This window comes from Actinokineospora sp. NPDC051303 (genome assembly GCF_055586285.1).
Window position 1 is genome coordinate 1 of record NZ_JBVJIN010000031.1, and the last position, 20,021, is coordinate 20,021.

At 70.8% G+C, this 20,021-nt stretch carries 22 protein-coding genes; 17 read left to right on the forward strand and 5 right to left on the reverse strand.

Annotated features, from left to right (window positions below):
• Positions 1-163: 163 nt before the first annotated feature.
• From ACZ6SD_RS22310 to ACZ6SD_RS22335, 6 genes are all read left to right on the forward strand, one after another.
• Positions 164-601 (forward strand): hypothetical protein, encoded by a 438-nt coding sequence (locus tag ACZ6SD_RS22310; RefSeq protein ID WP_465318898.1) that lies wholly within the window; start codon positions 164-166, stop codon positions 599-601.
• Positions 602-1,190: 589 nt separating this feature from the next.
• Positions 1,191-2,999, forward strand: a complete 1,809-nt coding sequence (locus ACZ6SD_RS22315; protein WP_465318899.1) for a PLP-dependent aminotransferase family protein — start codon at positions 1,191-1,193, stop codon at positions 2,997-2,999.
• A gap of 17 nt (positions 3,000-3,016) precedes the next feature.
• On the forward strand, positions 3,017-3,850 hold the full coding sequence (locus tag ACZ6SD_RS22320; RefSeq protein WP_465318900.1) for a pyridoxamine 5'-phosphate oxidase family protein: 834 nt from the start codon (positions 3,017-3,019) through the stop codon (positions 3,848-3,850).
• Positions 3,851-3,867: 17 nt separating this feature from the next.
• Complete coding sequence (locus tag ACZ6SD_RS22325) at positions 3,868-4,791, forward strand: sigma-70 family RNA polymerase sigma factor (protein WP_465318901.1); 924 nt, start codon at positions 3,868-3,870, stop codon at positions 4,789-4,791.
• A gap of 23 nt (positions 4,792-4,814) precedes the next feature.
• On the forward strand, positions 4,815-5,285 hold the full coding sequence (locus ACZ6SD_RS22330) for a GyrI-like domain-containing protein (RefSeq protein ID WP_465318902.1): 471 nt from the start codon (positions 4,815-4,817) through the stop codon (positions 5,283-5,285).
• 35 nt (positions 5,286-5,320) lie between these two features.
• Complete coding sequence (locus ACZ6SD_RS22335; RefSeq protein ID WP_091448397.1) at positions 5,321-5,530, forward strand: DUF2277 domain-containing protein; 210 nt, start codon at positions 5,321-5,323, stop codon at positions 5,528-5,530.
• A 15-nt stretch (positions 5,531-5,545) separates the two neighbouring features.
• Here ACZ6SD_RS22335 and ACZ6SD_RS22340 read toward each other — a convergent pair whose 3' ends face one another.
• Together ACZ6SD_RS22340 and ACZ6SD_RS22345 are read right to left on the reverse strand one after the other, a co-directional pair.
• Positions 5,546-6,064, reverse strand: coding sequence for a hypothetical protein (locus ACZ6SD_RS22340; protein ID WP_465318903.1), 519 nt, complete (start codon positions 6,062-6,064; stop codon positions 5,546-5,548).
• A 171-nt stretch (positions 6,065-6,235) separates the two neighbouring features.
• Complete coding sequence (locus ACZ6SD_RS22345) at positions 6,236-6,793, reverse strand: GNAT family N-acetyltransferase (RefSeq protein WP_465318904.1); 558 nt, start codon at positions 6,791-6,793, stop codon at positions 6,236-6,238.
• A 61-nt stretch (positions 6,794-6,854) separates the two neighbouring features.
• Between ACZ6SD_RS22345 and ACZ6SD_RS22350 the strand changes: the two genes are divergently transcribed.
• Together ACZ6SD_RS22350 and ACZ6SD_RS22355 are read left to right on the forward strand one after the other, a co-directional pair.
• A complete protein-coding gene (locus ACZ6SD_RS22350) occupies positions 6,855-7,805 on the forward strand; it encodes an EamA family transporter (protein WP_465318905.1) in 951 nt (316 codons plus the stop codon).
• Positions 7,787-9,028 carry a winged helix-turn-helix domain-containing protein gene (locus ACZ6SD_RS22355; protein WP_465318906.1) on the forward strand — a complete coding sequence of 414 codons (1,242 nt, stop codon included), beginning with the start codon at positions 7,787-7,789 and terminating at the stop codon, positions 9,026-9,028. The genes ACZ6SD_RS22350 and ACZ6SD_RS22355 overlap by 19 nt, the downstream gene beginning before the upstream one ends.
• A gap of 227 nt (positions 9,029-9,255) precedes the next feature.
• On the opposite strand, the gene ACZ6SD_RS22360 is transcribed toward ACZ6SD_RS22355, so the two are convergent.
• The gene (locus tag ACZ6SD_RS22360) at positions 9,256-9,921 is read right to left on the reverse strand and encodes a hypothetical protein (RefSeq protein ID WP_465318907.1); all 666 of its coding nucleotides are present in this window, start codon (positions 9,919-9,921) and stop codon (positions 9,256-9,258) included.
• 57 nt (positions 9,922-9,978) lie between these two features.
• On the opposite strand from ACZ6SD_RS22360, the gene ACZ6SD_RS22365 reads away from it, so the two are divergent.
• Positions 9,979-10,512 carry a hypothetical protein gene (locus ACZ6SD_RS22365; protein ID WP_465318908.1) on the forward strand — a complete coding sequence of 178 codons (534 nt, stop codon included), beginning with the start codon at positions 9,979-9,981 and terminating at the stop codon, positions 10,510-10,512.
• Positions 10,513-10,647: 135 nt separating this feature from the next.
• Positions 10,648-10,947, forward strand: a complete 300-nt coding sequence (locus ACZ6SD_RS22370; RefSeq protein ID WP_465318909.1) for a hypothetical protein — start codon at positions 10,648-10,650, stop codon at positions 10,945-10,947.
• 12 nt (positions 10,948-10,959) lie between these two features.
• On the opposite strand, the gene ACZ6SD_RS22375 is transcribed toward ACZ6SD_RS22370, so the two are convergent.
• Both ACZ6SD_RS22375 and ACZ6SD_RS22380 read right to left on the reverse strand, forming a co-directional pair.
• Entirely contained in the window at positions 10,960-11,826 is an 867-nt protein-coding gene (locus tag ACZ6SD_RS22375) for a DUF4097 family beta strand repeat-containing protein (protein WP_465318910.1), read from the reverse strand.
• Entirely contained in the window at positions 11,823-12,383 is a 561-nt protein-coding gene (locus ACZ6SD_RS22380; RefSeq protein WP_465318911.1) for a toxin-antitoxin system HicB family antitoxin, read from the reverse strand. Before ACZ6SD_RS22380 ends, ACZ6SD_RS22375 begins: the two co-directional genes overlap by 4 nt.
• A 107-nt stretch (positions 12,384-12,490) precedes the next feature.
• On the opposite strand from ACZ6SD_RS22380, the gene thyX reads away from it, so the two are divergent.
• From thyX to ACZ6SD_RS22415, 7 genes are all read left to right on the forward strand, one after another.
• A complete protein-coding gene (thyX, locus tag ACZ6SD_RS22385; protein ID WP_465318912.1) occupies positions 12,491-13,243 on the forward strand; it encodes an FAD-dependent thymidylate synthase in 753 nt (250 codons plus the stop codon).
• Positions 13,244-13,248: 5 nt separating this feature from the next.
• Positions 13,249-13,644, forward strand: coding sequence for an ACT domain-containing protein (locus ACZ6SD_RS22390; protein ID WP_465318913.1), 396 nt, complete (start codon positions 13,249-13,251; stop codon positions 13,642-13,644).
• 66 nt (positions 13,645-13,710) lie between these two features.
• Positions 13,711-15,195 carry a serine/threonine-protein kinase gene (locus tag ACZ6SD_RS22395; protein ID WP_465318914.1) on the forward strand — a complete coding sequence of 495 codons (1,485 nt, stop codon included), beginning with the start codon at positions 13,711-13,713 and terminating at the stop codon, positions 15,193-15,195.
• Positions 15,196-15,228: 33 nt separating this feature from the next.
• Positions 15,229-15,855, forward strand: coding sequence for a TIGR03085 family metal-binding protein (locus ACZ6SD_RS22400; RefSeq protein ID WP_465318915.1), 627 nt, complete (start codon positions 15,229-15,231; stop codon positions 15,853-15,855).
• Between the two features lie 159 nt (positions 15,856-16,014).
• Positions 16,015-17,028, forward strand: coding sequence for a 4-hydroxy-tetrahydrodipicolinate synthase (gene dapA / locus ACZ6SD_RS22405; RefSeq protein WP_465318916.1), 1,014 nt, complete (start codon positions 16,015-16,017; stop codon positions 17,026-17,028).
• Positions 17,025-18,725: a ribonuclease J gene (locus ACZ6SD_RS22410; protein ID WP_465318917.1), complete on the forward strand. Its 1,701-nt coding sequence runs from the start codon at positions 17,025-17,027 to the stop codon at positions 18,723-18,725. Before dapA ends, ACZ6SD_RS22410 begins: the two co-directional genes overlap by 4 nt.
• Positions 18,726-18,805: 80 nt before the next feature.
• Entirely contained in the window at positions 18,806-19,768 is a 963-nt protein-coding gene (locus ACZ6SD_RS22415; protein ID WP_465318918.1) for a serine hydrolase, read from the forward strand.
• Positions 19,769-20,021 lie beyond the last annotated feature (253 nt).

The window sequence follows — 20,021 nt, forward strand, 5'->3', positions numbered from 1 at the left end:
TCCCCACCCGTCTTTCCCACGACGGGATCTTCCTTCGTAGGGGCCCCAAAGAAACCACTCCACCCCATCGAGCAGACAGACCCAGCCAGCCACCCCGAGAACCCGCCCCACCCCACAGAGCAACCCCCACAGAAGCAAACGGAAGCAACCACAGGGACCCCCAATGTCCGCCCGAACCGTCTCACTGCTCCTAACCGCCGTCCTACTCCTGTACTTCGTTCTCCTAGGCGGCCGAGCAGTAGCCCTCTTCCGCGACGGCTCCCCCCCAGCCATCGCCTTCGGCATCGGCATCCTCCTCCTCCCCTTGGTAGGAGCCTGGGTAACCTGGTCCACCCTCCGCTTCGGCATCCGCACCCAAGAACTCACCCGTCGCCTCCAAGCAGAAGACGGCCTCCCAGACACCTCCGACCTCCCCCGCACCCCCTCCGGCCGAGTAGACCGCACCGCCGCCGACGCCTGGTTCGACACCCACCGAGCCGCCGCGGAAGCCGCCCCAGACGACTGGCGCTCCTGGTACCGCCTAGCCGTCGCCTACGACGTCGCAGGCGACCGCACCCGCGCCCGCGAAGCCATGCGCAAGGCCCTCGACCTCGCGGACTAGCACCCGGCAACACCCAGCGACACCGACGCGATGCGCTCGCTGAGCCGTTGATCTTCGGGCTCTCCTGTCCCCCCAGGTCAAGGACGCGGCTGCGTGGAACTTTCCTCCGGTGTTCGGCCTGCCACCCGAGCACCGTCGAGCCGCAGATCGAGCGGGTGCGCGTCTGACGCCGGGCAAGGCGCGCTCCTCAAGCTGGAAGGGGCGTTGGTGAGCGCGGTCCTGCCGGACGAACTCCTGCCCGATGTCGCCAACGTTCTGGATCAACTGTCCAGATAGGCTGCCGCCCGGGCATGGCAGCCGCCTGCTCGGCCTGCTCACGGGACGAGACGACCGCGTGCCGGTGATCGATTCGGTGTCGTCCGGAGTGCGACGGATTGTGGCCACTCGCCGCTCGCGCGAAATCCATCGAATTAGTAGATCGTCGGTTCGCTACCGGCGGTAGCTGTGACGACGCGAGTAGTGCGATGGCCGTTCGGGTGACCCGAGACTCGAAGTGGGGAAATCTCGGTCGATTTCTTGCCGCATGGGCGTCTCCTGCCTAGCTTGGGGCTGAGGCCAGACCAGTGATGCCCATCTCCTGGAGCAATTCATGACGCACATCGACGGTCGCCCAAGTGAGCAAACGATCGAGCGGACCAGTGTCGAGCCGGTCATCCCGGCCCAGCAGTCCTGGACTCCGCAGCCACCACCGTTGAGCCTGACCGACGAGGAATTCGAGCTAGGACCCAACGGGGTGCCTCCCGACAAGCGGCTCAGGGCGTTGAGCAGGTTGGCGGCGTTCCTGGAGGATAAGCGTGACCATATGCTCGGCTATCAGGTCACCGAGGATATGGACGCCTACCAGGAAGACCTGTCCCGGTTCATGAAGATGCACTGCAACAATCTCGGCGATCCTTTTCAGGCGGGCGGTTACAAGGTCAACACGAAACCGCTCGAACGGGCGGTGTTGAAATACTTCACGAAACTGTGGCACGGCGTCCCGTACAAGGCGGGAAAGAAGGACTCGTGCTGGGGCTACGGCCTGAGCATGGGGGCGACGGAGGGCAACCTCTACGCCATGTGGAACGCCCGGGACTACCTGGAGGGCAAGCGTTTGCTCTCCAGTGGCGACACGCTCAAGATCCAGCCACTGTCCTACATCGCGCCGATGGCCGCGGCGGGCAAGGACCACGCCTACGAGCCGGTGATCTTCTATTCGCAGGACACGCACTACTCGTTCGCCAAGGCGATCCGGGTGCTGAAACTGCCGACCTTCGGGCAGATGGGCCGCGACCGCTACCCCAACGACTGCCCCCTCGGCGGCGAGTGGCCGGACGAGGTGCCCTCGGCGCTGCCCCCGGACACCGGCAAGGACGACCAGTACCCCTCGTTCGGCCCCGGATCGATCGACGTCGAGAAACTTGAGGTGCTGGTCAAGTTCTTCGCGGAGAAGGGCTATCCCATCATCGTCAACCTCAACTATGGCAGCACGTTCAAGTGCGCCTACGACGATGTGCGCGCGGTGTGCGACCGGCTAATCAAGGTGTTCGGCGACAACGGCCTGATCTCGCGGGACGTGGAGTACGAGGGCGGCGGCGTCGAGAAGCGTCGCGGCTTCTGGATCCACGTCGACGGCGCCCTGGGCGCCGGGTACATGCCGTTCCTGGACATGGCGGCCAAGGACCCCAAACACGGCTACGAGCCGGAGGTGGAGATCCCCGAGTTCGACTTCGGCCTGAAATCCACCTACGAGTCTGGCCTGCCGGGCGAGAAGCCGGTCCACGTGGACATGGTCGCGTCGATCGCGCTGAGCGGCCACAAGTGGATGGGCGCGCCGTGGCCGTGCGGAATCCTGGTGACCAAGGTCAAGTACCAGATGCAGCCGCCCGGCCAGGCCGAGTACATCGGCTCCCTCGACACCACGTTCGCGGGCTCCCGCAACGGGTTCTCGCCGATCGTCATGTGGGACTACCTCGCCCAGCACCCCGACGAGCGCCAGATCTCGAAGGCCGTGCACTCCCAGCGCATGGCGGCCTATCTGGTGGAAAAGCTGGAAATGGTGGAGAAGTACTGGCGGAACAAGCACGAGGACGACACCCTCGACCTGTTCATCGACCGCACCCCGCTGGCCATCACCGTGCGGTTCCGCAGGCCCAATCCGGACATCGTGGCGAAGTACTCCCTGTCCACGGTGACGATGCGGATGATCCCCGACGACGACACCTCGATTCGCCACCTGGCCCACGCGTTCTGCATGTCGTTCACCACCCAGGACCGAATTGACACCTTCGCCCTCGACCTCTGCGGCGACGACGCCTTCGACTTCGATGAGCCCGCCCCGACGCCGCAACCGTCGCCTCGCTTCGACGCCGGGGCGCCGATGGCCCAGTCCCCGTTCGCCGACCGTGGTTTCGCCTGATCTGGCTGGGAGGAAGCATGACGGATCCGACGGACCCGTACCGGCAGGTTCCGCTGACCACGCCGACCATGAACTGGTCAGCGCGGAACGACCTAGTGAACCACGACCGGGCGGAAGCCCAGGCCATTCTTGGCGAGGCATTCTACGGCCACATTGGGTTCGTGGACCCCGATTTCAAGCGGGCCATGGTCCTGCCGAGGCAGTATGGGCTGGACGGGGACAAGATTTATCTGCACGGCCCCGATTTCCACACCTACGACCTGGGGCCGAAGGGGAAGTTTCAGAGCATGTCCCGGCTCTACACGCTCGCCGACAAATCCCGGGTAGAGGGTCTGCCGGTGTGCGTGACGGTGACCATCGTGGACGCCGTCGGGGTTGCCCGCTCGGCGATCCACGGCACCCTTAACTACCGTTCCGTGGTGATCTACGGAAAAGCCAGGGCCGTGCTGGAGGACCGCGTCAAGGAACATGCCCTCAAGGTGATTTCCAATCACATCATTCCGGGCTACACGAACGAATCACGACCGAGTACCCGAAAGGAAAGAGATTACGTCGGGATCATTCAGATCGACTTTGACCACGTCTCGTCCAAGATCCGGACCGGTGGCCCCGCGCCGTCCAGGCCAACCGACCCGCCGGACCAACATGACCCCGAGGACTTCTGGGCCGGGTCCCTTCCCATTCGCCAGGTCTACGGCCCGCCGATCAGATCCTCTTATGTCAAGCCGAGCGCGACGGTCCCGGAGTGCGTCAAACGCCTGACCGGCGTCCGGGGCGCCCAGGAAATCTGGCTCGATCCGCCGCCACATGCGGAAACGGAAGACCTGCCGCCCGGTGCCCCGCGCATCTGAGCACCTACAGTGAGGCCGTGGACCTGGAGTCGCACCGGCGGGAGCTGACCGGTTACTGCTACCGGATGCTCGCCTGCGGCTTCGAAGCCGAGGACGCGGTCCAAGAGACCTTCACCCGCGCGTGGCGTCAAGCGAACCGCTATGACGCCACGCGCGGGTCTCTGCGAACCTGGCTCTACGCCATCGCCACCAATGTGTGCCTGGACATGCTCCGCGGCCCACAGCGCCGGGCGCTGGCCGTCGACTTCGGCCCCGCCGCCGAGCCCGGGCCGGGGATCGGGCCGCCGCTGCCCGCCGCGGCCTGGGTGTGGCCCATGCCCGACCACCGGCTGCTCGACCCCGCCGAGGTCGTGGCAACCCGGCACACGATCCGCCTCGCGTTCGTCGCCGCCCTACAGCACCTGCCACCGCGGCAGCGGGCCGTGCTGATCCTGCGCGACGTCCTCTGCTGGCGGGCCGACGAGGTCGCCAGCCTGCTCGACACCACCGTGGCCGGGGTCAACAGCGCCCTGCAACGCGCCCGCGCCGTCCTTCCCGCGGCCAAGAGCCCATCCGAGATAGACGAAGACCTCTTGGACCGCTACTGCGACGCTTTCGAGCGCTACGACGTAGCCGCTCTCGTCGCCCTCTTGCACGAAGACGCCACCATGTCCATGCCGCCGTTCACCTGGTGGCTGCGCGGCCGCGACCACATCGAGGCCGCCCTGCGGCACAGCGACGGCACGTGCCAGGACGCCCGACTGGTCCCGACCCGGGCCAACGGCGCCCCCGCCTTCGGCCACTACGCGCCCGGCCCGGACGGGCACCGCGCGTTCGCCCTGATCGTGCTCGACACCGAGGGCGGCCGGATCACCGGCCTGACCACCCACCTCGATCCCGCGCTGTTCGCGCTGTTCGACCTGCCGATGAGTTTGCCCGCCGCGCCCCGTATCCCTGGGTGACCCGACCATCGGAAAGGGACCACATGGAACCGACAGTCGAAGACCGCGCCCAACAGCCCTACGTCGCCATCCCCGTCACCGCGCCGCTGCACGAGTGGGGGCGGGTCAACGCCCTCGTCCCCGAGGTGTTCGGCTGGCTCGCCGAGCGTGGCATCGCCCCGGCGGGCGCGCTGTTCTACCGCTACCACGAGATCACTGACGACGGCCTACGCGTCGAGGTAGGCGTTCCTGTCAGCGAGCCGGTAGACGGCGATAAGAGGGTTCTGTCAGGCGTCAAACCGGCGGGCCGGTACGCCGTGCTCACGCACCGCGGCCACCCGGACCGCATCCGTGAGTCCTTCGCCGTCCTCGACGACTGGGCGCCGCGCGCCCGCGTCGAGTGGGACGTCACGGACGGGGTGTGGGCGGGCCGGTTCGAGTCCTATCTGACCAACCCCGCCGACGAGCCGGACCCGGCGAACTGGGAGACCGAGATCGCGTACCGCCTGCGGTAGGGGACACCGCGCGCGGCGGCGTGCACCATAGGGGCATGTGCCGAAGCATCAAGACCCTCAGGCCCCCGTACGTGGAAGAGGCGGGCGACGACGACGTCCGCGCCGCCGCGCTGCAGTACGTGCGCAAGATATCCGGATTCCGGGCCCCGGCCCCGCACAACGCCGAGGCGTTCGAAGCCGCGGTAGACGCGGTCGCGGCGGCCACGGCGGACCTCTTGGACCGCCTGGTCGTCCGCGGCCGCTGACCTCTTAGGAGCCTCTTACAGAAACCAACCCGTGAACAGCGCCGGTGACGCGGCCAGCGCGCTGAACCGCACGAACCGGCCCAGCAGCCCGGCGCCGATGAAGGCGGACAGCCGCATCCGCACCAGCCCGGCCAGCACGACCGTCGCCATGTACGGCGGCACCCCCACCACGGAACTCACGCTGTAGGTGCCGAACATCCAGTGCGGGTGCCGTTCGCACTTCTCCCGCAGCGTCTCGACCCATCCGCGAAATCGCTTCGTCCGCAACTCCCACCGCGCCCGCCGCGGCGTCATCGGCCGCGGCTTGCGGCGCCTGCGGTGCAGGAACGCGGGCAGGCGGATGGACCCGCGGGCGGCGAAGTAGTACACAAGCTTGCCCGCCACCTGGGCGACCGCGATCACCGCGCCCAGCGCCATCCAGGGGACCTGCGGCTCCTGGGCCGCCAACCCGAGCACGAACAGCTCGATGCTGATGAACGGCACCAACGAGGACCCGAACGCCACGCCGAACGCGACGAACAGCCAAGCCAGCACCGCGCGCAACCCCCTCTGTCGACTCCCCCCGGCCGTGAACGGTACCCGACAGACGTGACCACGAGGTCAAATCCGGTTCCGAGGTCCGCGTAACCCGCGCTTCACCAGCAGGCAGCCAAACAGGGCCGGTCCCGGTCGGTGCGGCTCATCACCCGGGCGTTCGGAGCGGCCCTAGGCGGTGCGGAGGTCCAACGAGCCGGTGACCCGGATCTCGCGCAGCGGGCGCCCCCCGGCGTCCAGCGTCCGCACCACGCCGTCGGGAACCCAGCCCGCCCGCCGGAAGAAGCCGACCATCGCCTTGTTCTGCTCGGGCACCCAGCAGATGCCGCGCGTCGAGCCGCCCGCCCGCACGGCGGCGGCCGCGGCGGCCAGCAGCCGCCCGCCGTGTCCCCGGCGTCCCCAGCGGGGCTCCACCAGGATCGTGCCGATCAGCGCTACCGTCGCCGCGTCCGCCACCGGGGTGTCATTGGCCGCCGCGGACTCCGACTCCGGCGACGGCCCAGCCCCGCAGAAGCCGACGACCCAGGCCCCCTCGGTCGCGACGAACACCGTGGCGGGCCCCTGCTCGATCGTCTGCCGCCACTGCTCGGCCGCCGCCGCCACGTCGAACCCGGCCAGCACGTCCGGCGGCAAGATCCCGGCGAACCCGGTCTGCCAGGTGACCGACTGAATCCGGGCGATCTCGTCCACGTCGCCGGGCTGGGCGGGTCGGACAGCGGCTTCTGCCATGCAGCGCAACCTAGTGGATAACCGGCATACAAATGTCGGTGGTTCGTGACAGGGTGATCCCATGTCTTCCAAAGCCTGGTTCGCGTGGGGTGCGCTCGGGGTCGTCTACGTCGTGTGGGGTTCGACCTACCTGGCCATCCGCTTCACCCTGGCATCGATGCCGCCGTTCCTGTCCAGTGGTTTCCGGTTCCTGGTCGCCGGTCTCCTGCTCACCGTCGCGGTGGCGGTGTTCGCCGGTCGCGGGGCGCTGCGGATGACCAGAAAACAGTTCGGCACCGCCCTGCTGGTCGGCCTGCTGCTCCCGGCGACGGGCAACGGGTTCGTCGTGGTCGCCGAGCAGCACGTCGCCTCGGGGCTCGCGGCCCTGCTGGTCGCCTCCATGCCGATTCACATCGTCGTCCTGCGCCGGTTGCTGGGGGAGCGGCCCGCGAAGGTGACACTGCTGGGGGTCGCGGTGGGATTGGCCGGACTGGCGGTGCTGCTGCTCGGCGGGCCGGTCGCCGGGGCGCACGGGGCGGCTTGGTGGGGTCCCTGGCTGGTGCTGCTCGCCTCGCTCGGGTGGGCGGTGGGCTCGGTGGCGAGCACCCGGCTGCCGACCCCGGCGAACCCGTTCACGCTTTCCGCGGTCGGGATGCTCGCCGGCGGGACGGCGCTCACCATCACCGGACTGGGCGTGGGGGAGCGGGTCGACGTCGCCGCCATCACCACCGGGTCGTGGGTCGCGTGGGGTTACCTGGTCCTTGTCGGGTCGCTGTTCGCGTTCAGCTCTTACGTCTATGTGCTCGGCAAGCTGCCGGTGTCCACCGTCGCCACTTACGCGTACGTCAACCCGGTGATCGCGGTGTTCCTCGGCGTCATGTTCGCCGACGAGCGCTTCGGCCTCGCGCAGATCGCGGGCGGCGCCATCGTCCTGGTCGCCGTGGTGCTGGTGGTGCGGGCCGAGCGCAAGCCCGCACGGGAATTGTCGGTGCCCCCTGGCACCATCCCGGAACCATGGGAAGCACGCCGGTGACCGAGCCGATGACCGAGCCGATGACCATGGCCGCGGCGCGTCGGACGGCCCTGGCCGCGCAGGGCTTCGCCGACGCGCGCCCCAGCGGCCCGCCGACGCGGCGCCATCTGCGGCGGGCGCTGTCGCGGGTGCGGTTGCTGCAACTGGACTCGGTCAACGTCGCCGTCCGCGCCCACTACATGCCGCTGTTCTCCCGGCTCGGCGCCTACGACCCGGCCCTGGTCGACGACGCGGCCTGGTCGCCCAGCGCGGGCAAGCCGCGCCTGCTGGTCGAGTACTGGGCGCACGCGGCGAGCCTGATCCCGGTCGAGGACTGGCCGCTGTTCCGCTGGCGGATGCGCCACTACGAGACCCAATGGCACGTCCGGGACATCGCCGAGAAGTCCCCGGGCCTGGTGGACGACGTGCTGACCGCGGTCAAGGAACTCGGCCCGGTGAGCGCGGGCGCCCTGGAGACCGCTCTCGGCGGCGGCGCCCCACGCGCCAAGGGCGGCTGGTGGAACCGCTCCGACGTCAAGCACGTCTGCGAGTGGCTGTTCGCGACCGGCGAACTCACCACCGGCACCCGCCGCGGCTTCCAGCGCTTCTACGACCTGCCGGAACGTGTCGTCCCCGCCGACATCCTCAACGCCCCACCCGTCTCCGACGACGAAGCCGCCCGGCGCCTGACGGCAAGCGCCGCCCTGGCCCACGGCGTCGGCACCGAGAAAGACCTCCGCGACTACTACCGCCTCACCCCGGCGCGCTACCGGCAGGCCGTGGCCGAGCTGGTCGAGGACGGCCAGCTCCAGCCCGTCGCCGTCGAGGGCTGGCGCGACACCGCCTACCGCCACGTCGACGCCCGCACCCCACGCAAGATCACCGGCCGCGCCCTGCTGTGCCCGTTCGACCCGCTGGTCTGGGAACGCTCCCGCACCGAGCGCCTGTTCGGCTTCCACTACCGCATCGAGATCTACGTGCCCGAACCCAAGCGCGTCTACGGCTACTACGTCTTCCCGTTCCTCCTCGACGGCGACCTGGTGGCCCGGGTGGACCTCAAAGCCGACCGGGCGGCGGGCGTCCTCCGCGTCCAGGGCGCCTTCCTCGAACCGGGCCACTCCCCAGCCCCCGTGGCCGAGGAACTCGCCGCCGAACTGCACACCATGGCGGCCTGGCTCAACCTGGACACCGTCACCACGACAACCCGCGGCGACTTAGCCCCCGCCCTGGCGGCCGCCCTTTAGCCGTCCCCTCCTGCCCAAGTTTGTCGGGAGGGGCTGGGAACCTGAACCTTCGGGTGGTGCGGTGCCTGGTGGGTCGAGGCTGTTCCGTGGCACCTGAATTAGCTGGGACTGGGCCGTCGCCAGGTAGGGGGTGGCGCGTGCGTGCGGGGCCATGTTCCGCGGCGCCTGGCTGCCCGACCCGGTCAGAGTTGTCGGGGCGGGCCGCGGTTGGGCGGCACCGCTCCCCGTCAGGGCAGTGGGTGGATGCGGGCCAGGATGTCCTCCCGCTCCGGCACGCCGGTGAAGTCGGTCGACTCCAGCCAGTCGTGGAGCCGCCGGTCGGAGGGGTCTGACCACGCTCTCGGGTTCTGCCGGATGCCGTCGACCGTGGTCACCTCGTCAAGCAGGTCGAGCAGGTGCCGTCGGGCCACTGGCTGGGTCAGCGCGGACAGCCAGCGGTCCAGGAACGGCCGCACGTCGCCGGTGACGTATCCCGCCGCGGCCAGGATCGTCGCGGCGTCTGGGCCGCCCTCCGCGCTGCCGAGTCGGTGCTCCCACAGCGCCCACAGAAAGCTGGCCAACGCGTCCCGCTCGGCCTGCGGCCACGACACGGCCGCCCGCCCCAGGTACCGCGAGACGAGCGCGAGATCCGGCCACCCCGACCCCCGGACCGCGACCTCCACCACCCGGGGCAGGAAGTAGCGCGCGTCCTCGGACGATCCCACCGTCTCCGCGGTCAGATTGGCCGCGTACAGCGTCACCATCTCCTCCGACACCGCCCGCACCGGCACCGGCGCCAGCAACTCCGCGATCTCCGAGTCGGTCATGCAGTGGTCGCAATGCGGCACCGCCACCGGCTTGGGCGCCCCCGCGAAGGCGGCATAGAGATCGGCCAACGCCTCGTCCACAGACACGCGCGCCACAATGCGGCATCCAAGAGGCTGCGCGCCACCGCCTTCTAAGATCCCTTGGTGCCCGCGCTGGTTGGTCGCCGCAGTGGAGTGCTTGCCGTGCTGGCGTTAGTGGCGGCGAGTGTGACCGCCTGCGGCTTTGCTTCCGCGCCCCACAGTGACTGCGGCGTCGAGCATGGCGCTCTGATGGCGCGGCTTGGCGCCGACCCGGTTCTCACCATGGCGCCCGATTGGGCGGAACTCGGCCGCAAGTACGCCACCCTGCCCTGCGAGGACGAGGACCGCCGAGGCGCGGTGGGCCGACCGGTGCTGCACCAAGGTCCGCAAGCCGCCATCCGGGACTTCTACAAGGCCGCGATCCCGAAGCTGGGCTGGTCGCCGCGTAGCGAGACCGACAGCCAGGACCCGGGCGGCGGGCTGGACGTCGGGACGCCGGAACTGTGTTTCGAGAAGCCCGAACTTCCCGAAGTGAGTCTGGAAATCCACCTCGACCCGACGACTCACGGCCCCGGCACCACGCCCGGGCTGACGGCGCCCAGCCACAACTTCGTGGAGTTCGTCGTCAGCCCGGACACCCCCGGCTGCCAGACCTGATCCTGGCTCCGGCGAAATCCCGCTTCGGTGCACGAGTGTCACTCACAAGTGGACACTTTTCCGTTTTGGGCTTGGGACGCGGCGGTGGGAGGAATCCGGCCTCGGACTTGTAGGCACAACCCGGAAGGACACGTCATGTCCGGATCCACACGTCGGCTCGCCGCTGCCGCGGCCCTGGCGCTGAGCGCGGCCGTCTTGCCGATGGCCGCTCCCGCGCAGGCCGCCACCGAGCCGAGTTGCGTCGAGACCCTGGTCGCCAACGGGGTTGCCGCGCCAACGGCGGCGGAGGCCTGCGCGGCCGCCGCGGCGGGCGACCCGCAGAAGTGCGTCGAAGCCGTCCTCAAGGCGCTCCTGGGCCTCCTCCAGGGGCAGCAGCCCGACGTGCAGGCGCTCCAGACCGCCTGCAACATGGCCGCGTCCGGCGGCGGAGGCTGAAACCGGCCGCGCTCAGCGGGCCGCGGTGGTGACCATGGCGTCGCCTGAGCCGGTGCGGCCGCGCACCCGCAGCGGGGGAGCCGTCCGCGGGGGCTGATCGGTCAGGGGCAGATCGGCGCGGGCCTCGCCGGAGCCGGAGGACACGTCGATGTCGGCTGGCGCGCCCGGGCGGACGGCGACCCGCAGGGCGCCCGAGCCGGTGGTGAGGTCCAGTTGGCCCGCGGCGGCGTCGGCGACGGTGATGTCGCCGGTGCCGGTGCGGACCAGGACGTCGCCGGACACCGCGCCCAGCCAGACGTCGCCCGCGCCGGTGACCACGTTCGTGGCGCCGCCCACCGCGGTCAGCTCGACGTCGCCGCCGCCGGTTCGGGCGCGGACGCCCGCTGGCGCCGGGCCGACGCGGACCGTGCCCGTGCCGCTGGTCGCCTGGACCGGGCCGGTGGCCTCGGCGATGTCCACCGCGCCCCCGCCGGTGGCCACCTCGACGCGCCCGGCGACGCCGGTGACCGTCACCGCCGCCGCGCCGCCCCGCGCGGACACCGCCGACCCGGTTGGCGCCTCGACGGACACCGCGATCGGGACCGCGCGCAGGTGCGGTTCCTTCGGCGCGCGCACCACAAGCCTGCCGCCGACGAACTCGACCCGGGTCCGGCGCACCGCCTCCCCGGGCAGGTCCGGCTGGTCGGCCAGTTGCCCGCTGAACCAGGTGACCAGGCTCGCGATGCCCTCGGTCCACGGGTTCGCGCTCTCGGGCGCGTGCCGCACCGTCACCCGCACCCCGGGCGCGTCGGTCAGCCGCACCTCGATGCGGCCGGGCCCGGTGGCCACGGTGACCTCGACGGGCTCGCTGTCGGCGGAGAACTCCTCGACGCGGTTCATCCCTCGTACCACCCGCGCACCCGCGAACCACCGCTGCCGGGGTCCGAAGACGATGACGAAGAAGACGAGGACGCCGACGAAGACCCGGTGGCCGCGGACCAGACGCTGCCCCAGCTCTTGCCCTGGCCGCTCAGCGCGCCCTGCACCGCCTGCTGCACGAAGGTGTTCAGCGACACTCCCTGCGAGGCCGCCGCCCGCTCGGCCTTCGCCTTCAGCTCCTCGAACAGCCGCAGGGTCATCCGGCTCATGTCGCCCCCGTCGCCGGTCGGCGGCGGGGGCGGCGGGGGCGGCGCGTGATTTTCCTCGGGCTCACGCCGGGTGTCGGTGACCGCGACGCGCACGTCACGGCCGTCGAGGCGCACCTCGACCACGTGGTCGGGCAGGTGCGCGGTCACCTCGGCGGCGAGGTCGGCGAGCGCGTTCATGATCGCCAGCCGGGCAGACGGCTCGATGACGGCGGCGAGGACGGCCGCGGCGCGCCGGGTGGTGTCGTCGCCAGCCGAGGCGGTGGTGGTCAGGTCGTCGCGGAGAGACGCGATATACGGGCTCAAGTCCATGACACCACCATGACGTCACTTATGACGTCAGTCAAGGCATCCGGTGGTGTCACCAGCATGGACTACGCTGGCCGACGTAGTTCGCGGACAAGGAAAAGGACGGGCACGTGACCGAGACGGTGTCGCCGAAGGTGCAGCTCATCGCCAAGACGGAGTTCTTCGCGCCCGCGGATGTGCCCTGGTCGACCGACGCCGACGGCGGCGAGGCGCTCGCCGAGTTCGCGGGCCGCGCGTGCTACCAGTCGTGGAAGAAGCCGAACCCGGCGACGGCGACGAACGCGGGCTACATCCGGCACATCATCGAGGTCGGCCACCTGTCCGTCCTGGAGCACGGCAGCGTCACCTTCTACCTCACCGGCATCTCCCGGTCGCTCACCCACGAGCTGATCCGCCACCGGCACTTCTCCTACTCGCAGCTTTCCCAGCGCTATGTCCCGGAGAAGTCGGCCGCCATGGTCGAGCCCGACGTGATCGCCAGCGACCCCGTGCTGCACGCGAAGTTCCTCGCCGCCGCCCAGGCCAGCCAGGACGCCTACAACGAGCTGCTCGCCGGTTTGGAAGAGAAGTTCGCCGACGTCCCCAGCGCGACCCTGCGCAAGAAGCAGGCGCGGCAGGCCGCCCGCGCGGTCCTGCCCAACGCGACCGAGACCCGCATCGTGGTCACCGGAAACTACCGCGCCTGGCGGCACTTCATCGCGATGCGCGCCACCGAGCACGCCGACGTCGAGATCCGCGCCCTCGCCGTGGAGTGCCTGCGCGAGCTGCAGAAGGCCGCGGCCAACGTGTTCGCCGACTTCGTGATCTCCACGCTGCCCGACGGCACCGAGGTCGCCTCCAGCCCGCTCGTCGCCGAGGGCTGAGCCGCGTGAAGCGCCTCGTCATCGACATCACCGCGGGGGACTACACCGTCACCCGGCTCGACCCGGGCACCCCGGTCGCCGCCGAGCTGTTCGCCGTGGCCGGGCTGGTCTCGGTGACCAGCACGCCCACCGAGGTGTCCGTGGTCGCCCCGACCGAGCACGCGCCCAGCGGCGGTCGGAACGAGACCGGCTGGCGGCTGCTGACCGTGCGCGGGCCGCTGGAGTTCACCCTCACCGGCATCATGGCCTCGCTGGCGGGCTCGCTCGCCGCGGCGGGCGTCTCGCTGTTCGCGGTGTCGACCTACGACACCGACCACATCCTCGTCCACGACGCCGACCTCGACCGGGCCGTCGCCGCGCTGGCCGAGGCGGGTCACGAAGTGCACCCGCCCGCCGCCTGACTGGCGGGAACCGCCACCCGGCCGCCGGGGACGCTCTAGGATTCCGGCGGCTGAGGAGGTAGCAGGGTGTCGCAGGAGCAGGGTTCCCCGGTGGCGAACGGCCCCCGGGTCGTCGCGGGTCGCTACGCCATCCTCCACGAGCTGGGGCGCGGCGGCATGGGCGTGGTGTGGCTCGCCGAGGACCGGATGATCGGGCGGCACGTCGCGATCAAGGAGCTGCACCTGCCCGAGGGGGTGCCCGCGAGCGAGCGCGCGGTGTTCGAGGAGCGGGTCCTGCGGGAGGCGCGCACGGCGGGGCGGCTCAACGACCCGGCCGTGGTCACCGTGTACGACGTCGTGCAGGAGCCCGGCCCGGCGGGCGCGCCGGTCACCTACATCGTCATGGAGCTGATCCAGGCGCCCACCCTGTCCGACGTGGTGCGCGAGCGCGGCCCGCTGCCCCAGGACCAGGTGGCCAAGCTCGCCGAGCAGCTGCTCTCCGCGCTGGAGGCCGCGCACCAGGCCGGGATCGTGCACCGCGACGTCAAGCCGAGCAACATCATGCTGGCCGCCAACGGCCGCGCGAAGCTCACCGACTTCGGCATCGCCCAGTCTCTCGACGACCCCCGGCTGACCTCCAGCGGCATCCTCATCGGCTCGCCGACCTACATGGCGCCCGAGCGCATCCGCGGCGAAGAGGCCAGCGCCAGTTCCGACCTGTGGGCCTTGGGCGCGGTCCTGTTCTTCGCGATCGAGGGCTACTCGCCGTTCGAGCGCACCACGACCGCGGCGACGATGCACGCGATCCTCAACGAGGTGCCGTACCTGACCCGGGCGCAGGGCGCGCTGGCCTCGGCGATCACCGGCCTGATGATCAACTCGCCGCAGGCGCGGCTCACCGCGGGCCAGGTCAGGGGCCTGCTCTCGCACGTGCAGGCGGGGCCGCCGACCGGTCCGACCGCGCACAACGGCGGCACGGCCTACTTCCCGCACCAGCACCCGACCCAGGTCGTGTCCCCGGCGCCGCCAGCGAAGAAGGGGGTGCGGCCCGCCGTCGCGCTCACTCTCGCCGCGGTGCTCGCCGTCGCCGCGGGCATCGGCGGGTTCTTCCTGCACAAGGAGATCACCACCCCGGCCGCGGGCAGCGAGCCAGCGCCGATCCAGAGCTTCACCTACGGCGCGGGCGGCGACCTGCGCGAGTTCAACATCACCGACGGCAACTGCGGGCGGGGCAAACTCCAGCGCGACGCCAGCTTCGACTCCTACGCCGACTGCAAGAAGCCCTTCGACTTCCAGGTCTACGGCTACCTGAACCCGATGAACTCCTCGGCGAAGTGGGCCTACCTGTCCGACGAGCTCAAAGCCCTGGGCGAGACCTACTGCTCCTGGCTGTTCTCCACCGACCGGGTCAAGGCGGACCGCAAGAACACTCTCACCTTCGCGGTAGTCCTACCCGCGCGGGAGACCTGGGAGGCGGAAGCGTCCGACGGCGGGGAACAGACCGTGGTCTGCGTGCTTATGGCCAAAGACGGCAAGCAGATCACCGGGAACCAGGTCGAACCGGCCTCGTGAGCAAGCGCAACTGACTCTCGGTAAGGTGGCGGCATGGGTGTCGCCAGGGACGAACGCGCGCGGTTGAGTGACCTGCTCACCGAAGTCGGCCCCGACGCCCCGACCCTGTGCGACGGCTGGACCACCCGGGACCTCGCCGCCCACCTGGCCGTGCGGGACCGGCGCATCGACGCTGCGGCGGGCATCCTGATCAAGCCGCTCGCGGGCTACCTGGACCGCGTGCAGCGCGGCTACGCGGCCAAGCCGTGGGCGGAGCTGGTCGACCTCGTGCGCACTGGCCCGCCGCTGCTGTCGGTCTACCGCCCGCCGGTCATCGACGAGCTGGTCAACACCGCCGAGTACTTCATCCACCACGAGGACGTCCGCCGCGCCGAGGGCGACTGGGAGCCGCGTCCGCCGGACGCCACTCGCGACAGTGCTCTGTGGACGGCGGTCGCCCGCACCGCCAAGCTGCACTTCCGCAACAGCCCGGTCGGCGTCGTGCTGCGCACGCCGGAAGGCAAGGCGGTGACGGCGAAACGCGGCCCGAACACCGTCGCCATCGTCGGCGCGCCCGGCGAACTGCTGCTCGACGCGTTCGGCCGGTCGGCCACCCGGATCGACTTCGAGGGCGAGCAGTCCTCGATCGGCGTGGTCCAGGGGCTTAGCCGCGGCCTCTGACGGGCACCCGACAACGGCACCGACATAGCACCGACAACGGCACCGACAGGGCACTGACATAGCACCGACGGCCACCGGCGGCAGGACGCCCCGGCGGCGCGCACCGTGACAACACACTGCCGGCAGGCAGGTACATGACCAGGAGGTAGCGTCACCACCATGACCGCATGTCCTACCGCCGCCCCGGGCCGTCCCTTCGGCCGGGTGCTGACCGCCATGGTCACCCCGTTCGACGAGACCGGGGCGGTGGACCTCGACCGCGCCCAGGACCTCGCCCGGCACCTCGTGGAACTCGGCAACGACGGCCTGATCGTCAACGGCACCACCGGCGAGTCGCCCACGACCTCCGACCGCGAGAAGGCCGACCTGGTCCGCGCCGTGGTCGAGGCCGTCGGCGACCGCGCGACCGTGGTCGGCTCGGTCGGCACCTACGACACCGCGCACAGCGTCCACCTGGCCCGCGAAGCCGAGAAGGCGGGCGCGCACGGCCTGCTCGTGGTCACCCCGTACTACTCGCGCCCGCCGCAGGCCGGGCTGCTCGCGCACTTCACCGCCGTCGCCGACGCCACGCCGCTGCCGGTGATGCTCTACGACATCCCGCCGCGCTCGGTCGTGCCCATCGAGGTCGACACGCTGCGCAGGCTCGCCGAGCACCCGCGCATCCAGGCGGTCAAGGACGCCAAGGGCGACCTGCTCGCGGGCAGCCAGGTCATCGCCAGCACCGACCTGGCCTACTACTCCGGCGACGACGCGCTGAACCTGCCGTGGGTGTCCATCGGCGGCGTCGGCTTCGTCAGCGTCGTCGGGCACGTGGTCGCCGGGCGGCTGCGGTCCATGCTGGACAGTCACGAGAAGGGCGAGGTCGTCGCCGCCCGCAACATCCACAACGGCCTGCTGCCGGTGCTGCGCGCGTTCAGCCGGGTCGGCGGCGTGGTGTTCAGCAAGGCGGCGCTGCGGCTGCGCGGCCACGACGTCGGCGATCCGCGGCTGCCGCTGGTGCCCGCGACCGCCGAGCAGGTCCGCGCCATCGCGGGCGACCTCGCCGAGGCGGGCGTCCCGCTCGCCTCCGCCCCCGACTCGCACCTGGCGACCGCCCGGGTGGCGCACGCCGACGCGAACGCCGCCTACATCTCCACCACCACGCACACCAGCGCCGGGACGGTGCACAAGTGAGCGACGCACCCACGTCGGGCAAGTGGCCCAACAACCCGCCGCGCCCGCTCCCTGAGGGCGGCCTGCGCGTGGTCGCCTTAGGCGGCATCGGCGAGATCGGCCGGAACATGACGGTCTTCGAGTTCGCGGGCCGCCTGCTCATCGTCGACTGCGGCGTGCTGTTCCCCGAGGACCAGCAGCCCGGCGTCGACCTGATCCTGCCGGATTTCCGCACCATCGAGGGCCGCCTCAACGAGATCGACGCCCTGGTGCTCACCCACGGCCACGAGGACCACATCGGCGCGGTGCCGTTCCTCCTGCGGATGCGCCCCGACCTGCCGGTCGTCGGGTCCCGGTTCACCCTGGCGCTGGTCGCGGCCAAGTGCAAGGAGCACCGCCTCTCGCCGAACCTGCGCGAGGTCAAGGAGGGCGACAAGGTCGCCTACGGCGAGTTCGACTGCGAGTTCTTCGCGGTCAACCACTCCATCCCCGACGCGCTGGCCGTGGCGATCCGCACCCCGGCGGGCGTCGTGCTGCACACCGGCGACATCAAGCTCGACCAGTTGCCGCTCGACGGCAGGCTCACCGACCTCGCGGGCTTCTCCCGGCTCGGCGACGAGGGCGTCGACCTGTTCCTGGTCGACTCGACCAACGCCGAGGTGCCCGGGTTCGTGATCTCCGAGCGCGAGATCGGCCCCGTCCTCGACGGCGTCATCGCCCGCGCCAGCCAGCGGGTCATCGTGGCCTGCTTCGCCAGCCACGTGCACCGTGTGCAGCAGGTCCTCGACGTCGCCGTCGAGCACGGCCGCCGGGTCGCGCTGGTCGGCCGGTCGATGGTGCGCAACATGGGCATCGCCGCCGACCTGGGCCTGCTCAACGTGCCCTCGGGCCTGCTGGTCAACCTGGACGAGGCCATGGCCATGCCCGAGGACCAGGTGCTGTTCGTCTCCACCGGCTCCCAGGGCGAGCCGCTGTCGGCGCTGTCCCGGATGGCGCGCGGCGAGCACCGGCAGATCTCGATCCGCCCGGGCGACACTGTGGTCCTGGCCAGCTCGCTGATCCCCGGCAACGAGAACGCGGTGTTCGGCGTGGTCAACGGCCTGGTCCGGCTCGGCGCGCACGTGGTCCACCAGGGCAACGCCAAGGTGCACGTCTCCGGGCACGCGCCAGCGGGCGAACTGCTGTTCCTCTACAACGCGGTGCGCCCCAGCAACGTCATGCCCGTGCACGGCGAGTGGCGGCACCTGCGGGCGAACGCGGCGCTGGCGGTGCAGACCGGCGTCCCCGCCGACCACGTGGTCATCGCCGAGGACGGCGTGGTGGTCGACATGATCGACGGGCGCGCGGCCATCTCCGGGCGCGTCGAAGTCGGCCACGTCTACGTGGACGGCCTCTCGGTGGGCGACGTGGGGGAGTCGACCCTGTCGGACCGACTGGTCCTCGGCGAGGGCGGCTTCATCGCGATCACCGTCGCCGTCGACTCCACCACCGGTCGAGCCGTCTCCCCGCCCACGGTCTCCGGGCGCGGCTTCTCCGACGACCCGAAGGCCCTCGACGGCGTGGTGTCCCTGGTCGAGATGGAGCTTTCGCACACCGAGTCCGAAGGCATCACCGACACCCACCGCATCGCCCAAGCCGTGCGGCGGGTGGTGGGCCGCTGGGTCGCCGACACCTACCGCAGGCGCCCGATGATCGTGCCCACCGTCATTCCGGTCTGACCATCGTTCCCATTCGGCCCACGGCGGGGCAGTTCGTCCAGTAGAACAGGACTGCCCCGTCGCTCGACCGTGGAGGATCAGTGGGACCCGCGCTCAACCGTCGTGCCGTGCTCGGACTGGCCGCCACCGGCGCGGTCGCCTCGGCCATTCCGCTCGCGACCCCGGCCGCCGCCGACGCGCTGGCGCCCGCTTTGCGGATTCGACAGGCCTACCGGCGGCAGACAGCGCGGGCGGGCGGCGCGTGGCAGGCGATGATCAGCCTGGCCGAGCCGGTCGTCGCCGACCACGCGGACGACGTGGTCGAGGCGTACAGCGTGAACAAGGTCGCGGTGGCCGTCGCTGTGCTGGACAAGGTCGACCGCGGCCTGGTCCGCCTCGACCAGCGCCTTGAGGTCACCGCGGACATCGTGATCCCGACCGGCGACGGCGTCTTCCCGCTCGACGGCGCCTACCCCAGTTCGGTCACCGTCGGCCACGCCCTCGCGCTGCTGCTGACCGTCTCCGACGACACCGCGGTCCGGCTGTGTGGGCTGGTATGCCCCGCGCTGGAACTCAACGAGATCCTGGTGGCCAAGGGATTCCCGCGGACCCAGGTCGTGCCGGTCGCCAACCCCAACCGGTTCTTCCTCGGCAAGACCACGCCCCGCGAGACCCACGACCTGCTGCGGGCGCTCGCCGCCGGAACCCTTCTGTCGGCCGAGTCGACCGCCTACCTGCTCAAGATCCTGCGTTCACCGGCCGCCTTCACCGACGGCATCCGGCGCGAGATGTCCTCGGCCGAACGCGCCCGGGTCGCCACCAAGGCGGGCTGGTTCGCCGACGGCCGCAACGAGGCGGGCGTCGTCTTCGACGCCGCGGGCGCCTCGCTGCTGACCTACGCGATCTTCGCCCAGAGCCAGGGCGACCCGGAGGACTTCGGCGGCACCCACCCCGCGGTGCGCGCCCGCGCCGCACTCGGCCGCGTCTTCCTCGACGCGACCGCCCACCTCGGCGGTCCCACCGCCCGCGCCGCGGACACCTACCAGCCGTCCAACGGCGGCTAGGTCGTGTTTCATGGACCAGCAGGCCGCACCTAGACCGGACCGGGTCCTGGCGGACAAGGGTCCACAAGCAGCACCACGCCGTCGAGTACGGCATCGACCCGCGCAGGCGATGGCCGTCCGATACGAGAAACCCGCCTAGTCATGCCGGTGGGGGGGGGGGGGGGGGGGGGGGGGGGGGGAGGGGGGGAGGGGGGGGGGGGGGAGGGGGGGGGGGGGGGGGGGGGGGTGGGTGTGGGGGGGGTGCAGGTGCGCG

Excerpts from the sequence above, each read along its gene's own strand:
- dapA (WP_465318916.1), top strand. The coding sequence starts at position 16,015 with ATGACCGCATGTCCTACCGCCGCCCCGGGCCGTCCCTTCGGCCGGGTG.
- ACZ6SD_RS22380 (WP_465318911.1), bottom strand. The coding sequence starts at position 12,383 with ATGGACTTGAGCCCGTATATCGCGTCTCTCCGCGACGACCTGACCACC.
- ACZ6SD_RS22400 (WP_465318915.1), top strand. The coding sequence starts at position 15,229 with ATGGGTGTCGCCAGGGACGAACGCGCGCGGTTGAGTGACCTGCTCACC.
- ACZ6SD_RS22335 (WP_091448397.1), top strand. The coding sequence starts at position 5,321 with ATGTGCCGAAGCATCAAGACCCTCAGGCCCCCGTACGTGGAAGAGGCG.
- ACZ6SD_RS22355 (WP_465318906.1), top strand. The coding sequence starts at position 7,787 with ATGGGAAGCACGCCGGTGACCGAGCCGATGACCGAGCCGATGACCATG.
- ACZ6SD_RS22310 (WP_465318898.1), top strand. The coding sequence starts at position 164 with ATGTCCGCCCGAACCGTCTCACTGCTCCTAACCGCCGTCCTACTCCTG.
- ACZ6SD_RS22330 (WP_465318902.1), top strand. The coding sequence starts at position 4,815 with ATGGAACCGACAGTCGAAGACCGCGCCCAACAGCCCTACGTCGCCATC.
- ACZ6SD_RS22375 (WP_465318910.1), bottom strand. The coding sequence starts at position 11,826 with ATGAACCGCGTCGAGGAGTTCTCCGCCGACAGCGAGCCCGTCGAGGTC.
- ACZ6SD_RS22315 (WP_465318899.1), top strand. The coding sequence starts at position 1,191 with ATGACGCACATCGACGGTCGCCCAAGTGAGCAAACGATCGAGCGGACC.
- ACZ6SD_RS22370 (WP_465318909.1), top strand. The coding sequence starts at position 10,648 with ATGTCCGGATCCACACGTCGGCTCGCCGCTGCCGCGGCCCTGGCGCTG.
- ACZ6SD_RS22320 (WP_465318900.1), top strand. The coding sequence starts at position 3,017 with ATGACGGATCCGACGGACCCGTACCGGCAGGTTCCGCTGACCACGCCG.
- ACZ6SD_RS22350 (WP_465318905.1), top strand. The coding sequence starts at position 6,855 with ATGTCTTCCAAAGCCTGGTTCGCGTGGGGTGCGCTCGGGGTCGTCTAC.
- ACZ6SD_RS22345 (WP_465318904.1), bottom strand. The coding sequence starts at position 6,793 with ATGGCAGAAGCCGCTGTCCGACCCGCCCAGCCCGGCGACGTGGACGAG.